This window comes from Cyanobium sp. ATX-6F1, assembly GCF_047395825.1.
Classification (GTDB): Bacteria; Cyanobacteriota; Cyanobacteriia; order PCC-6307; family Cyanobiaceae; genus ATX-6F1.
Map to the genome: position 1 here is coordinate 770,953 of NZ_JBCEBF010000001.1, position 15,036 is coordinate 785,988.

A 15,036-nucleotide genomic window follows, 5' to 3' on the forward strand; every position below is an offset into this window, starting at 1 on the left:
CACTTCAAAAAATATCGGCCAATACAGAAACATAAATATTTATGTATCAGCCATGTCTCAAATCGCACTTCTGAAATACCCCAATGCCGAATGGAAGAAACGCAGCCAAGGCCTTGGCATCAGAAGAAGGGGGAAGCATGTTATCCAGAAAACTGGGTAACGATATAGGGCCGGAATCAAATTCAGCAAAGCATGACGCTCTGATTGCATTCCCTGAAATACGGTCGCACCACGACGAGAAGAGTAGATAACCCTAGGCAGATATGAATACAGATAGGTAGTAATTAGAGCCAACTCTAACTTTCGATTGCCTCGTGTGCTCTCTTGAACAAATTTTGGATAATTGACCCCAAAAGTCCTTAGCTGCTGATACCCTCCGCTATTGCCCAAAGTAGCAAACACACAAGGCTCCTTGGATGCAATAAGAACAGAGGCTCGGCAAAGTAATGGAAGAATCCATCCCAATTGAATAAGAGACGTACCCAAACCTTCTTCAATCTGAACGAGTCCAACCCCCTAGAACGCATTGACAAAGAATTAACAACCCAAGAGCTTACAAAAGTAGTCCTTATGTTTATCTTTCGAGCATAGTCAAGCATCTCGAACGACTCCAACTCGAGCTCCTGAAGCCTTGGCATGGAGATCTCGTAAATATTTGGCGCCCAATAAGATTCTAAATATAGAAGTGTTGGGCGAATTGTATATAGCTTTTGCAGTAGCTTTCCGATTAATCCTTGGCGCGGCATATCATCATCGCTAATTATCCAAAAATAGTGGGTCTTGACCCTAGAAAACAACTCTAGAAAAATTCGATCTGGGCCAATATTGGATTCTAATCTAAATGAAGACACAAAAGGATTCTTGGCCAAAAAGTTTTTGACAAACTCTGCAGTGCCATCATTACTACCATTATCACCGATTACAAGATGAACATCAGCCTCAAGTCCGCAAAGCTCTGACTCAAGGGAAGATAAAAGCCGAACAAGAAAGCCAAGCCGATTAAAAGTGGGAACTAGAATTGTCAGAAGCTTTTTATGACTCATGCCAAATGAGATGCCTTCACTATCTTGAACACCCGAAATGCGAAGAAACAAGACATCAAACTTACAACTGAATAGCCAAGAAGCATTGTGCTCAGATTCATCCTGCTGCCAATAATTAATACCGGCAGCATGGCCAATGCGGTAAAGATAGATACCATTAAAAGTGGCTCATCTCTGTGAGCACGCAGATAAATCGACAAGCAATACGTGATGCCAATAAACAGCGTTGCAGTAGCAATTAGCCAGATGTCAACTGGGTCAAGGATTCTAGTGGCTAAGATTGGCCATTGCTGCACTCCAAACAATGCCCCTAGGGCTGCGCCTTGTGTCACTAGAACTAGAGATATTATTGACAATCGAAGACTTCGAAAAAATAGACAATCTAATGAGATAAACTCTCCATTGGCAATCATTTTTGCAAAGTCTGGCGCCAGCGCCGTTGTGAACGTGCTGCCTACAACAAGTAATGAACTCATGACATTCATAATCAAACCAAGCCTTCCAGCGACTGCTGGCCCAAAAGATCTGAATGCAATCGGTGTAAATAGCTGAAAGATGAAGTATCCACTGATCCAGCTGAGCGAAATCTTCCATTGCATCGGGAAGATTTTGACCTTCCATAGTGCCAATAAATCCCGCCTTGCAAGCGAACTTCCTTGACGCATCTTTCGATAGGGCGCCGCTAGAGGATGCTGATAAAGCCAATAAGTAGAAAACATCGCGGCGGTCAAAGGAATGGCAACGGCAGCCCAAAGCTTGAGCCCAGAACTCAGCGCCAATAGAAAGAATAGACTCCCAAAGATGCTCTGCTTAGTTCTCATCGCTGACACATCAGCCATGCAGCCTATTGCCTCAAGGTAAGTGAGCTTTCCACTTTGAGCTAGATTCCACGCCGTGGCCGCTGAGAGCATCAACCATGGCGCCATCCAATCTACCGATGAGTGACTACTCTTAGAGAAGAAAACAAAGCCAACCGTAGTACTTACAACAAAGAATCCAAGCGCCATCGCCCGATACACTAATCGGGTTGACAATAGAGTTGCAAACTGTGAATTGTCATCAGGATTATTTCTAGGCTTGCCGTCGCTTTGGCTTGCATGCTGAGCCGAAAAGATATATATCAATACCTGACCCAAGCCTAATTCGAAGAAAACCTGAAGCGCGATCAACGAGTAGAAGGTAAAATAATAACCCTGCTCAACAGTATCAAGAAAAAATGGAATCGCCAAGAAGGCTAGAATGCCAGAAAGGAAACTCCACCCCCTTAAGACAAGAGTATTGATAACATTGCGATTCATCTCTGCCTCAACCTTGCTGGGCCACAGTGAGTCTAGAGAAGGATTTCAAACTAAAACTCAAAGAAAAATTCCATGAATTGCACTGTCCATAAAGGATACTCATTCTACACAAATTGAAGCAGGCTCTATGCGAGAACAGCGCGTGCCAACAGAAGATTGGTGTCTAGCCAAGATTCACCATTGAAGTAATCTTGCATAAAAAATGCATGCAGCAAAGTATAAAAAACTAAATCAAGCCGCGCGCAGTATACTCATTGCAACCGCCGAATCGATAACTTGGCCTTCGATTGAGCATAGATTGACTCGAAATACATTAGCAAGGCTACGATAAGCCACACTACTAGCGCTATAAATATCTGGCTTTGAATCTGGATCGACGTGTAGAATTGGAGCGGGCAGATTAAAGCAATTGGAAACAATTTCTGCAAGGTTTGCCAAATCCACTACTGCATTGACCGTGGCCACCGGGCTCAAAGGAGGAGTGTCCTCAATAAAAAGCCAGCCTATTGAGAGCTTCGCGATATCTCCCGCATTCCCATACCCCCTTATCACCGGATGGCTGGACTTAACGACGATCCTCTTTCCCGCAGCGGCTTGCAGCAAAAAGTCACCTAAAGCATACTTCTTCGGATCACGCATCCAGCGGCCGCTCAAGGCATAGATCCGCAACACCATCGTGGGTGCGATCGAAACTAACAGCCGCTCTTCTTCAAGCTTTAAGCTTCCGTAAAGCCTCTGAGCAGTGGAAAGACGACCGTTGCCTTCAACATATTCATTTTCCACCAACTTGGCAGCGCCAGAGGAGATCTCCACGACACGTGTCGATGGACTCGCCTCCAAAGCCTTGACCACCCACTCTGTGATCTGGCGATTGGTTGAAACATACGCCTCTTCCCCCACTTCTTGCAAGCGGTCAGGGGTCAGGAAGGCACAGTGCAAGATGCCCCCTATGGTCTCTTGCCTCGCCAGCATTGGCAACGCCTCCAGCGGTTGCACTGGGAGACTGAATCCTCCGGGAAGTTGCAAGCTACCCGCCCGGCTGGCAAAGGCTCGGACACGGAGCTTGAATTCCTCAGGAGAGAAAATTTTCTGAAGTTCATCGATCGCCGTACGGCCAAACCATCCTGTGGCGCCAGTGACCGCGATCAAGCCCTCCATGCCGATCAGGTGGACTCCATCGACAAAGGGCTTGACTCCGGTTCCATCTCGCCAAAGCGCCTACCGAAAGCCAGCTTTGGATACACCTTGCTGACCTGGGACAGAGTCACCTCAAGCAAATAAGGCCCTGGCTCACGCAGCATCCCCGCCAAAGCTTCCTGGGTGAGATTGGATTGGTCGAGACGCTGTGCTGGAATTCCATAGGCCCCAGCCACAGCGACGAAATCCGGTGCCGAATAGCCGGTCACCGTGGATTGCAAATTATCGCCGAAATACGACTCCTGGAACTGGCGCACCATTCCATGACAGCTGTTGTTGAACAGCAGAATTTTGAGATTAAGTTGGTTGCGGAACAAAGTTTCCAGCTCCTGCAGATTGAGCTGGAAGCTGCCATCGCCGCTCACAAGAATGGTACACGCATCAGGTGCCGCCATCGCCGCACCGATCGCTGCAGGAAGACCAAAGCCCATCGCCCCCATGCCACCAGAGGTGAGAAAGCGATCACCCCGATAGAAAGCAAGGCTCTGAGCGGCCCACATCTGATGCTGGCCTACGTCGGTGACATAGAGCGTTCGATTCTCAGACTTGGCTCCACAAAGTTCCTGAAGCAAAGAGACCGGATTGATCTCATTTTCTCCAGCCTGGAACTCCAACTCTGCGGGGAACTGTTGACGAAGGCTGGTGATCCGATGCTGCCAGGCCAGAGGGGTTGAACCAAGGGGTGGCTGGGGAGTGGCCCGCGTCATTGCAGCGGCCAACTCAGCAATGCTTGCCTGAACAGCCTGCTGGGGTTTGATGCGTACTCCGATCTCTGCGGTATCCACATCCACCTGCCAGATCTGCTTGCCCTCACAAAAGCTCTCCAGGTCAGCCCCGGTTTGGCGAATGTCTAGGCGGCTGCCGACCACCACCAGCAGGTCCGCCTCCCCCAGGATCTTGTTAGCCCACCGATTGCCATAGGACCCGATAAAGCCCACCCGCTGGGGATCGCTGGGGCCGAGCACATCCACGGCCATCAGCGAGAGCACCACGGGAATGGCCAGATGGGCGCTGATTCGTCTGGCTGCCTCTCTGTTTTGAAAGCTCGAAGCACCACCTCCGAGGAGTAACAGTGGTCGCTCGGCTCGGGCAATGGCCTCGAGAAGATCAGCCACTCGGCCTGCCAAAACACCTTCCTGGGTAGAAAAAGCCGGAGTGGGAGCGATCCATTGGCGTGCCTGCTCAATGGCTAGATCAGCAAGTTCTGGCGGGATATTTTCTGCCTGGACATTCATCGGAATGTCTACCAGGCAGGGGCCCTGACGACCCTCCAAGGCAACCTCAAAGGCAGTCACCAGAACACTTGGCAGATCAGCCGCCTGCCTCACTTGAACGGCCCACTTACAGATCGGACGGGCCATAGTCACGATATCGGTCTCCTGAAAACCCAGCTGCCGGACACCGGTTTCAGCTTTCAGCTCATGGGTGTTCACCTGCCCAGTGATGAATACCGCCGGCGTTGAATCGAAGTAACAGCTACCGATGGATGTGAGCAGATTGGTGGCGCCCGGGCCACTGGTGGCCAGGGCAACACCGGGAACGCCACTCACCCGCGCAAAGCCTTCGGCGGAGAAGCCCGCTCCTTGCTCGTGATGGCAGGAAACAATCTGAATAGCAGTAGTGCGGCTCAGGGAATCCAGCAGGTGGGTGATCATGCCACCCACCAGCTCGAAGGTATGGGTCACACCTCTTGCTTCGAGATATCGGGCGACGAAATCAGAGGCCTTCATACATATGTCCCAGCCATGACTCCAGCCGCACCGGCTCGCTCTGCGACGAAGGCATGGATGATCCCAATCTCCCGATCGATCATCTCCTCGGTGAGTCCTGGATAGGTACCGAGGAACAAGGCCTGCTGCATCAACTGATCGGCTCCGGGCAATTCGTCCACCGCCAACCGCATGGCCTCGGGGCGATCTTTCCGCAGCTGCACAAAGGCAGGCTGCCTTAGCAGGTTGCCGCCAAACAGCATGCGGGTGCCCACGCCCTGCTCCGCCAGATACCGGCCCATATCAGAGCTGCTGAAAGGCGCCTCGGCCTTCACGAGGAGCAGGAAACCAAACCAACTACAGTCCGTGCGGCATTCGCTGGCATCCCAGCTGCAGTCACCTGTAGTGGCCGCGTAACCCGTGGCATGGGTGGGCAGGGAGAAACTCAGCACCTCCGACAACCCATCCAGCCCCCTGCGCAGGCGCTCCCAGTTGCGCTTACGGGCCTCAATGAAGGCAGGCAAACGGCGCAACTGCACCCTTCCGATGGCCGCCTGCGGATCGAGAGGTTTGAGGTTGTAGCCGAAGTGGGAATAGATGTACTTATGGTCATATCCCTTGGGTAGTTCCCCCAACTGCCAGTCGTAGCGCTTGTTGCAGGTGTCGTCCTTACCGCTGGGGCACCAGCAATCACGACCCCAATCGCGCAGGCTCTCAACGATGCGCCGCAGCAGGGCACTGCTCACAATGTTGACTGAGCCGCCCTCGCCCATGGTGAGGTGATGGGGCGGGTAAAAGCTCTGGGTACTCAGATCGCCCCATGTCCCCGTCCAGCGCGCCACCCGATCGGGGCCCTCATCGAGGCCTGGGCTGTTCTCAGAAATGCCCAGGGATTCCGCCAGCACCCGGGGCATCGAATAGCTGCATCCCAGGGCATCGCAATTGTCTTCGACAAGCCAGAGGTTGTGCCTGCGGCAGAAGGCCAGCACAGCTCCTAGATCGAAGGGATTCCCCAGGGCATGGGCCAGCATCACCGCCTTCGATTTGCCAGGGCTGTAGGCCATCTCCAGCTGGTCGACCCGCACATTAGAAGTGCTCGGATCATTGTCGACAAACACCGGTACACAACCGTTCTGCAGGATCGGCGTGACGGTGGTAGGGAAGCCGGCGGCGCAGGTGATCACCTCATCGCCCGGCTTCAAGCGCCGCTCGGTGGGCAGCAGGTGGGATGTGAGTGCCGAGAGAGCCAGCAGGTTCGCCGACGATCCTGAGTTCACTGCCAGGCAGGCCCGCACCCCCAGAAAGGCCGCCAGTTCGTTCTGGAAGGCCTCGCCTTCCTTGCCTAGCGTCAGCCAGAAATCCAGCGTGCTCGAGACCGCCGCCTCAACCTCGTCTTCTGTGAACACACGCCCCGCGTAGGGGATCGGACCGCTGCCGTTGCTGCTGGGTCGCAACGGATCAGAAGCTGGGCGAAAGGAGGCATGCACCTGGAGGGCGTACTCCCGGGTAAGGTCGAGGATCTGCGCTTTGAGCGCCTGGGGGGTGGGTGGCATCGAAAGGAGTACGGCGTTGACAGGAATGAGCGGGAAGGGAAGCCTGTAAAGGGGGCGACGCTAAGCGGAGCGGGCGTAGGCCTCGATGTCGGCCCGGCAACACCCCGTTGGATCGGATCCAGCGTGGACGGAGCGATACCAGCCCACGGTGCGCTCGATCGTCTGGGCGAAGTCCCAACGCGGCCTCCAGCCAAGCTGGTGATGGGCCTTGTCGATTTGGAGGTGCAGCAGGTTGGCCTCATGGACCGCCGCTGGATCGCCCTGGTCCACCCAGCGGCCATTCCAGTGCTCGAGGATCGATTCCACCAGCTCCCGCACAGGGCGATTACTGGCCAGGGTGGGGCCAAAATTGAAGGCCTCTACCGGAGGTTCTGAGCTGGTGGCCAGGCGCTCGGCCAGCTGCAGGTAGCCACCGAGCGGCTCCAGCACGTGCTGCCAGGGGCGGGTGGCGCCAGGGTTGCGCACGGCGATGGGCTCTCCTGCCGCCAGGGCGCGCATGGCATCGGGCACGATCCGATCCGCGGCCCAGTCGCCTCCGCCGATCACGTTGCCGGCCCGGGCCGTGGCGATACGCAAGTGGTTGCTCTGATGGGGCGCCGTGCCGCAGAAGCTGGCCCGCCAGCTGGCGATGGCGATCTCAGCGCCGGCCTTGCTCGCGCTGTAAGGGTCGTGGCCGCCCAAGGGGTCGTTCTCGCGGTAGCCGTAGAGCCACTCTTGGTTCTGATAGACCTTATCAGTGGTCACCATCACCACGGCACAGGGATGGGATAAAGGCTTGAGCGCCTCCAGCAGGTGGAGGGAGCCCATCACATTGGTGGCCCAGGTGCCCAGGGGATCGAGATAGCTGCGTCGCACCAAGGGCTGGGCGGCCAGGTGCAGCACGATCTCCGGTTGGGCCTCCTGCACCCATTGGCTGAGGACCTCCCGATCGGTCAGATCAGACTCAAGGTGAAGAAACCTCCCATTTAGGGCAGGCTGCAACGCACGAAAGAGGTTGGGGGCCGGCTCGGCCTCCAGGGCATAGCCCCACACCTCAGCGCCAAGCTCCACCAGCCACATAAGCAGCCAACTGCCCTTGAAACCGGTGTGGCCCGTGAGCAAGACGCGCTTGCCAGGCCAAAAACTTGAATCTGGGTTCATCACCAGACTTTCCAAGGGGCGTGGCGGGATTCCCAAAGCTCCTCCAAGTTCACCCGGTCGCGCAGGGTATCCATTGGCTGCCAGAAGCCTGTGTGCTTATACGCCGCCAATTGCCCATCCTTAGCCAGGCTTCGCAGCGGCTCCTGCTCCCAGATTATCTGGTCGTCAGTGATGCGCTCGATCACTGAGGGCTCAAGCACGAAGTATCCGCCGTTGATCCAGCCCCCATCTCCTTCGGGCTTTTCCTGAAAGCCATGAACGATGTTCTGCTCGTTAAAGTTCAGGGCACCAAAGCGACCCGGAGGCTGTACAGCCGTAAGGGTGGCCTCGAGGCCGTGGCTGCGATGAAAAGCCAACAAGGCTGTGATGTCGACATCGGCAACCCCGTCGCCATAGGTGAAGCAGAACGACTCATCGTTGATGTAATTCCTGACCCGCTTGAGCCGTCCACCTGTGAGCGTGGCTTCTCCTGTGTCCACCAAGGTCACCTTCCACGGCTCGGCCGCCTGGCGGTGCACCTCCATGTGGTTGAGATCCATGTGGAAGGTGACATCGCTCGTGTGAAGGAAGTAGTTGGCGAAATACTCCTTGATCACATAACCCTTGTAGCCACAGCAGATTACAAATTCGTTGATGCCGTGATGGCTGTAGGTTTTGAGGATGTGCCAAAGGATCGGCTTGCCGCCGATTTCCACCATCGGCTTGGGCTTGAGGTGGGTTTCTTCGCTGATGCGAGTGCCTAAGCCCCCGGCGAGAATAACGGCTTTCACTGTGATACTTAGCGCAACAAATGTATAGCCGCCAGAGAATTCAGCGGTGAAGGATCAGACCAGCCTGGAGATAGAAAGATTGGCCTCGCTGGCCATTGGAACCAGTTCAAGGCTAATGCGCTGGTCAAAGCTCACAAATCGGCCTCCCTTGGCGGCGTCAAGCTCCAGTAGGTAGGCATCGGTGATCTGAAGGGGTCCCAAGAGCAGGTCCCAGCGATTGAGGCCGTGCTGCAACAGGCTGATCTCCTGAGACCAAAACTGATGACTGGCGTCTTCGCAGGCCTCTACCAAGCGCTCTGCCAAATGCGCCACAGGCCGAGGATCGAGCAGGGCGATGATCACATTGATGTCGAGCAATGCGCTCATCAAATTCCATCCTGATCACGCAGCTGATCAACCTGCTCGTTGGTAACCAGTTTCTGAGTGCTTGCGTTGAAGGGTCTGAATCCAGCAACAGAGCTGGATCGAGTGATGCCTCCCGACCCAGCCTCAGTCACTTGACTAGACAATGCAGCTCGGATCAAACGGGAGACGACCTTCCCAGCCGAGGTGCCTTGCCGCATCGCCAGCTCCTTGGCCGCGGCGAGCAAGTCGTCTTCAATGTCCAAAGTGGTGCGCATGGCAACAGCGCAGCAACTGTATGGACCCAGTCGACCTTCGCCGAACCGTGGGCACCAAAAGCCCTCCAGCTCAGGATGGGAGCTGTGCTCGACCATCTCAGACTCTTAGCCCCACACCATAAGCCAGGCATCCAAGGCAATTCATTGAGGTTTGGGGAAAGCCCCTGCATCAGGCCAGAAGGCGCCGGTTCGATCCGGCGCCCATCAGCTCAGAAAACCGAGAGAAGCCATCCGCTCCACCACAAACCAAAGCGCACCTTGGCTTCCTGGCCACGGTCCCAGAAGCCATACGCTTAGTCCACTGAGCTTTCGCACGCTTCACCTTGCGCTTGATTGCCCTGCTCGCGCCTCTGGCACTGCTCGCGCCATCCATGCCTTCGCTGGCGGCAGCGGCGATCCCTTCACCGGCTGCGCCGGTGCCCAGCGCAGCCGCCAGCCCCCAACGCAGCCGGGTCGTCTACGACACCTACATCGTGGGTCCTGGAGACACGCTGCAGATCGAACTGCTCGACATCCCTGAATTCAGCGGCAGCTTCTCGATCGGCCCTGATGGCACCCTCTACCTGCCAAGGCTGCGGGCGTTGTATGTGGAAGGCCTCACCATCGAGGAGCTGCGCTACTTCCTCACCCAGCAGTTCAAAGCCTATGTGCGCAAGCCGGAGATCTACATCCGGCCACTGGGCTATCGGGCTGTGCGCGTCTACGTGGGAGGGGAGGTGAAACGTCCAGGTTTCTTTACTCTTTCTGGTGTTCAAAACCCAGAAGTAGAGAGTCCTGAAACTTCAGCCACAGAAGCAACCTTGGGTCCTGCTCAAACCGTTGAGCGCTCACTCTCAAGGCGGGGAATTGCAGGAGGGTCCTCCAGTCTCACTCTTTTCCCCACCCTGTTCGACGCTATCCGCACGGCCCAAGGGATCACCCCCTACTCCGATCTTTCCCAGGTGACCGTGACCCGCCGTCAGCCGGTCAGTGCAGGCGGCGGCAAGGTCAGGGCCCAGGTGAATTTTCTTTCCCTGATCACCGAAGGGGATGAAACCCAGAACATTCGCCTCTTCGATGGTGATGTGGTGAATGTGAGTAAGAGCCCGATCGTGCTGCGGGAGCAGCTGCTCAAGGCCGGCCAGACCAACCTCAGCCCCCAGTTCCTTCAGGTGTATGTGAGCGGTCGGGTCAAAATCCCGGGGCCAACAACCCTGCCCCAAGGCTCCTCCCTCAACCAGGCGATCGTGAGTGCGGGCGGCCTCAAGCTGCTGCACGGCAAGGTGGAATTCGTGCGCTTCCACCCGCGAAGGCGAAATTGATCGGCGCCAGTTCAAGTACAGCCCCAACGCCCCCCTGGATGCCCCCAACAACCCCGTGCTGATGGCTGGCGATATCATCCGAATCAACGATTCGGCCCTCTCCGGCTCGATTGAAGTGCTCAATGAGTTCGCCGGACCGTTCGTGGGTGCCTATTCGGTCTACAGCATCTTCAAATAATGACATCCGCTCCCGCAACGGCAACTCCCGCTGGCCCCCAGCCCAGTGATGACGAGATTGATCTCGGCCAAGTGGGGGCCGCCCTGGCCCGGCGCTGGAAGATCTTGGCTGGTGTGGTCGGCGGAACGGTGGTGCTGGCGGGTTTGTGGACGTTGACCCGAAAGCCTGTCTGGGAGGGCAATTTTCAGATTGTCTTGGCGAGACAACAGGGCCAAGGCGGCAAACTCGCCCAGCTAGCCGCGGCCAATCCCATGCTCGCCAACCTCGCTGGCTTAGGCGGTGGGGGCACTGATTCCCTCGAAACCGAAGTGAAGGTACTGGAGAGCCCTTCCGTCCTCAAGCCCGTTTATGACCACGTCCGATCCACCAAGGAACGCAACGGCCAAAATGTGGACGATTGGGACTTCACAACTTGGGCAGAAAAGAACCTCTCAGTCAAACTAGAAAAAGGAACAAGTGTTCTGAATCTGTCCTACCGCGACACCGATCGCTCACTGGTACTGCCAGTCATCGAAAAAATTTCCAGAGCCTACCAGGCCTATTCAGGTCGCGATCGCCAACGGGACCTCAGCCAAGGGGTGAGCTATCTCGAACAGCAGGTTGGCCTGGCCCGCTCCCGGGCCAACGCCTCCATGCGACGGGCCCAGTCCTATGCCTTGACCCATGGACTTGGTCTTTTAGACGGCCTTCCCGCCTCGGCCTCTGCGAGTTTGCCTTCCTCGGCATCAGGGGGGCCGAGCAATTCGGTAGAAGGCAGCCGTGAGGCAGCTCAGAACCAGGTGAATCTATTACGCCAGCAACTATTGGACGCCAAGGCTTCAGGCAACCGGGTGCTTTATCAGGCCCCCCAACTGGCGGCCAACAAAGATCTCTACTCCAAACTCCAAGAACTGGAGGCGCGCCTGATCCAAAAGTCTGCACTCCTCCAACCAAAGGATGAATTGATCCAAGCGCTGCAACGGGAACGCGTTGGATTGATCGGTTACATCAATCAACAGACCGTTGGATTGGTAGCCGGCCAATTGGCCACGGCCGAAGCGGCCCTTCAATCCCTCGAGCGGCCCCGCGAAATCGTCCTTCAACACAGGGCCCTGGTCAGTGAAGCCCTGCGTGATGAAAAGCTTCTCGCCGAATTAGACGGCCAATTGCAGGCGTTGCAGCTCGAGAAAGCCCGCCGCACCAACCCCTGGGAGTTGATCTCCACGCCCACGTTGCTCGACAAACCTGTCGCGCCGAAGAAGGGCCGTAACCTGGCCCTGGGACTGCTGGCGGGCCTGGTGCTGGGTTCCGGGGCTGCCCTTGTTGTTGATCGCCGCAGCGGCCGGGTATTCAGCCGTGACGAACTTCTCCAGCAACTTCCCTATCCCCTGCTGGCCGAACTCGATGCCCATTCCTCAAGCGGCTGGGACTCCTCCTTGAGCCTGCTGGCGGAAGGTCCGCTCCACGGTTCTCGCACCTTGGCCCTGGTGCCGATCGGCGATGGCCCGGTGCAGGAAAGCTCCAAGGATCTGGCCCTTGCCCTGCAACGGGTTCTGCAGCAGCTCAATCCCGAGGGGCCTTCCACAGTTGTGACCTCCAACGCAGACCTGGTCAGTGCCCGCCATGCCGACCGCCAGCTGTTGATCACTGCCACCGGGGCCATCGGCCGGGAGCAGCTGACAAAGTTGCGCCAGCAGTTGGAGCTGCAGGGTAAACCCGTCGCTGGCCTGATCCTGCTGACACCCTCTCGGTCGGCCGATGGCTGATCAACGCCGGGGGCGTCCTTATTTTTTTCACCTGAGCCGCTGCCTGGTTTTGGTCGCCCCCTTGCTGGCCGGTTCGGCCCTGGCCCAGCCCAATTGGCAGCCTCTGGCCCCTTCGGCAGACCCCTCCCAGGGCAAGCCCAGGCAAAGTCCCCAATTCCTACCGGTACCCAGCAGCGCCGCCAGCAGTGGACAGGGACAGGGGCCCATCTGGCAACCCGTCGAAGGCACAGCTTCCGTTCCGAGTCGACCGCCCCAATGGATGGCAGTGGAACCTGGGCCTCCAGGCCCCGAGGCACCCATCACCGCCTCCGGCCCGGTCGCGAAGCCAGGGGGTCCAACGACTCCTCCCCGCACGACTCCCACCAGCCAGGCCGAAGCCGACGCCCTCCTGGAGATCTTACCGATCACAGCGAGCGACTACCTCCCCTGCTGCGCCTCGGTCTGGCGGTGCCCACCGCCAACCAGTTACCCGAGCAGAGCTGGCAGTTCAGCTACGGCCAGGTGGCGCCCTTTGGCGGCGGTGGCCAGGCCGGCGGCACCGGCAACCAGAACTACTACGCCCGTTTCGATGCCGGGGTCACCGATCGGTTGCAGTTCTCGGCCTTCTATTCAGTGGCGGATGACCCCCTCTACGCCCTGATCAGCGGCCGGGGCCAACCCTTCAACATCTCCACCCAGCCTGCCAACTACATGGAGGCCTTCGGCGCCGCCCTCCAGTGGCAACTGGCCGCAGGCCAGAGCTGGAAGCTGGGCCTGGGAGGCTCGCTGGAGCAATTCAACGTGGGCAGCGGCGGCTGCGATTCCTTCAGCTGCAAAACCAACCGCAGCTACAGCCCCAACATCTTCAACAACAGTGGCCGTCGGGTGTTCACCCGCAACCTGGTGGGCTCAATCGCTCTGCCGATCAGCTGGCAGGCCACCCGCACGCTTCAGTTCACCGTCACCCCCGGGGCCAGCTTCCTGCCCCCCACCCAGGGAGCGGGGAAAGGGGGCGCCGGCACCTTCTACGGCACCAACCTGACCCTCGCGGCCGGCGCCAGCTGGCGGTTGGCACCCCAGCTCACCCTGTTTGGCTCGGGGCTCGTGCCCCTGGGCCCTGGCACCAACAGCTTTGATGCCAACCTCAGTTTTTCGCGCGTTCCGATCCTTACCGCCGGGTTGAACTACGCCATCAACCCTCGCATCGCCTTGGAGGCGGCCGTCACCAACGGTTGGGGTGCCACCCCCGCCACCGCCCTGCTGGCCCTCCCGAGCGACAACAAGCTCGGCTTCACAGGCCGCTTCATCTACAACCCCGGCGCCCTTGATTCCACTGCCCTGGAGATGAGTGCCCGCCAGCGCAGCCTCGCCCTCGGTGGCCTCACGGTGAACATCGCTCAAGTTCCACCCGATGGCACCCTCCAGCTCTGGGCCAACGCCGACAGCCTTGGCAATCTGTTTGGTTTCGCCGGCTATTCCCTCTCCAATGACTTCCAACTCCAATACAGCGGCGGCGTGTTCAACAACATTCGCCCCGCCACAGACCTCAGCAGCACCTACGCCACGGACGGGGGCTACAACGAACGCTGGGGTGGCAAGGGGATTGTGTTCAACCAGCTGCGCGGCGCGCCATTCTCTTCCGGCGGGCGCATCACCGTGGGCCGCAACCTTGATCCCGACAGCTATCAGGGCTATGTGTTCTTCGAGACGATCAACACCTGGGAGGCGACCAAGTGGCTCGCTCTCAACCTCAACCCCAAGATCGCCTGGAGTGGCGTCAGTTCTCCCTGGGGTGTGGGCCTGAGCGCCAATGTGCAGCTGGGTCGCAGTTTCCAGCTGATCCCCGAACTCAATCTCGTGGGCTCCGAATTCAGCGCCAGCAACGGCACCCTCGCCCTGCGCTGGCTGGCCAGCGACAGCGGTGCCATTGATCTCTACGTGAGCAATGCTGCCGGCCTGCTGGACATGGGCCAGCTGATGGGCAACCGCCAGGTGCGCTTCGGCGGACGCCTACTGCTGGCGTTCTAATCACCCCGCAGTTGCCGCACCAGATCCTCAATCGGCATCGCCGCAACCGCTTCGAGCTTTTGATCCCAGGCGAGGTTGGAAGCCACCGTTTCCAACGGATCAGGGTCTGGAGACTGCGGCTCTGGCTCCGTCAGAAATAGCACCTCCACAAGGAAGTGATCCACCAGATCATCCACCGTGGGTTTCTCGAAGACCAGCGATTCGGATAGCGAAACGCCAAGATTTTTCTCCAGCAGCACATTGAACTCGAGCGCCATCAGCGAATCGAGCCCCATGTTGAAGAGCGGTTCGGACGCATCGATCTGCTCCGCCTCGGCCAGGCCCAGCACCTTCGCCAATTGTTCCTGCACAAACCTTCGCAGCACGGCCTGGCGTTCCATCGCCGGGGTGGCCTGCAGCACGGCCAGAAGGGCGGGGGCCTGCGTCGCCTGCCGCTGACGCCCCAGCAGCGCCGGCGCCAAGCAGACTCGCCAGC

Annotated in this window: 13 protein-coding genes and 1 pseudogene; 4 read left to right on the plus strand and 10 right to left on the minus strand. The window is 57.6% G+C overall.

All coding sequences use genetic code 11. The features are described 5' to 3' along the window. Positions 1 to 359: 359 nt before the first annotated feature. The 9 genes from AAF143_RS04800 to AAF143_RS04840 form a co-directional block, all read right to left on the minus strand. On the minus strand, positions 360 to 1,043 hold the full coding sequence (locus AAF143_RS04800; protein WP_414026892.1) for a glycosyltransferase family 2 protein: 684 nt from the start codon (positions 1,041 to 1,043) through the stop codon (positions 360 to 362). Next, positions 1,040 to 2,341 carry a hypothetical protein gene (locus tag AAF143_RS04805; protein WP_255008473.1) on the minus strand — a complete coding sequence of 434 codons (1,302 nt, stop codon included), beginning with the start codon at positions 2,339 to 2,341 and terminating at the stop codon, positions 1,040 to 1,042. The genes AAF143_RS04800 and AAF143_RS04805 overlap by 4 nt, the downstream gene beginning before the upstream one ends. Before the next feature lie 231 nt (positions 2,342 to 2,572). Further along, a complete protein-coding gene (locus AAF143_RS04810) occupies positions 2,573 to 3,499 on the minus strand; it encodes an NAD-dependent epimerase/dehydratase family protein (RefSeq protein ID WP_255008475.1) in 927 nt (308 codons plus the stop codon). A gap of 5 nt (positions 3,500 to 3,504) precedes the next feature. After that, positions 3,505 to 5,268 carry a thiamine pyrophosphate-binding protein gene (locus AAF143_RS04815; protein WP_255008477.1) on the minus strand — a complete coding sequence of 588 codons (1,764 nt, stop codon included), beginning with the start codon at positions 5,266 to 5,268 and terminating at the stop codon, positions 3,505 to 3,507. Then, complete coding sequence (rfbH, locus tag AAF143_RS04820) at positions 5,265 to 6,800, minus strand: lipopolysaccharide biosynthesis protein RfbH (RefSeq protein WP_255008479.1); 1,536 nt, start codon at positions 6,798 to 6,800, stop codon at positions 5,265 to 5,267. The genes AAF143_RS04815 and rfbH overlap by 4 nt, the downstream gene beginning before the upstream one ends. A gap of 60 nt (positions 6,801 to 6,860) precedes the next feature. Next, positions 6,861 to 7,940 (minus strand): CDP-glucose 4,6-dehydratase, encoded by a 1,080-nt coding sequence (gene rfbG / locus AAF143_RS04825; RefSeq protein ID WP_255008481.1) that lies wholly within the window; start codon positions 7,938 to 7,940, stop codon positions 6,861 to 6,863. Continuing rightward, positions 7,940 to 8,710, minus strand: a complete 771-nt coding sequence (gene rfbF, locus AAF143_RS04830) for a glucose-1-phosphate cytidylyltransferase (RefSeq protein WP_255008483.1) — start codon at positions 8,708 to 8,710, stop codon at positions 7,940 to 7,942. The genes rfbG and rfbF overlap by 1 nt, the downstream gene beginning before the upstream one ends. A 54-nt stretch (positions 8,711 to 8,764) precedes the next feature. Then, complete coding sequence (locus tag AAF143_RS04835; protein WP_414026568.1) at positions 8,765 to 9,052, minus strand: hypothetical protein; 288 nt, start codon at positions 9,050 to 9,052, stop codon at positions 8,765 to 8,767. Between the two features lie 23 nt (positions 9,053 to 9,075). Continuing rightward, positions 9,076 to 9,330, minus strand: coding sequence for a hypothetical protein (locus AAF143_RS04840; RefSeq protein ID WP_255008487.1), 255 nt, complete (start codon positions 9,328 to 9,330; stop codon positions 9,076 to 9,078). Between the two features lie 323 nt (positions 9,331 to 9,653). On the opposite strand from AAF143_RS04840, the gene AAF143_RS04845 reads away from it, so the two are divergent. The 4 genes and pseudogenes from AAF143_RS04845 to AAF143_RS04860 all read left to right on the plus strand — a co-directional run bounded on the left by AAF143_RS04845 (position 9,654) and on the right by AAF143_RS04860 (position 14,561). Further along, a complete protein-coding gene (locus AAF143_RS04845; protein WP_414026569.1) occupies positions 9,654 to 10,631 on the plus strand; it encodes a polysaccharide biosynthesis/export family protein in 978 nt (325 codons plus the stop codon). A gap of 177 nt (positions 10,632 to 10,808) precedes the next feature. Next, positions 10,809 to 11,150, plus strand: a pseudogene (locus AAF143_RS04850) (Wzz/FepE/Etk N-terminal domain-containing protein); the annotation flags it as partial. Positions 11,151 to 11,387: 237 nt separating this feature from the next. Beyond that, complete coding sequence (locus tag AAF143_RS04855; protein ID WP_414026925.1) at positions 11,388 to 12,554, plus strand: hypothetical protein; 1,167 nt, start codon at positions 11,388 to 11,390, stop codon at positions 12,552 to 12,554. Positions 12,555 to 13,001: 447 nt separating this feature from the next. Beyond that, positions 13,002 to 14,561 carry a hypothetical protein gene (locus AAF143_RS04860; RefSeq protein WP_414026570.1) on the plus strand — a complete coding sequence of 520 codons (1,560 nt, stop codon included), beginning with the start codon at positions 13,002 to 13,004 and terminating at the stop codon, positions 14,559 to 14,561. Here AAF143_RS04860 and AAF143_RS04865 read toward each other — a convergent pair. After that, complete coding sequence (locus AAF143_RS04865; RefSeq protein ID WP_414026571.1) at positions 14,558 to 15,022, minus strand: acyl carrier protein; 465 nt, start codon at positions 15,020 to 15,022, stop codon at positions 14,558 to 14,560. The two genes, AAF143_RS04860 and AAF143_RS04865, sit on opposite strands and share 4 nt — an antisense overlap. Positions 15,023 to 15,036: the final 14 nt, after the last annotated feature.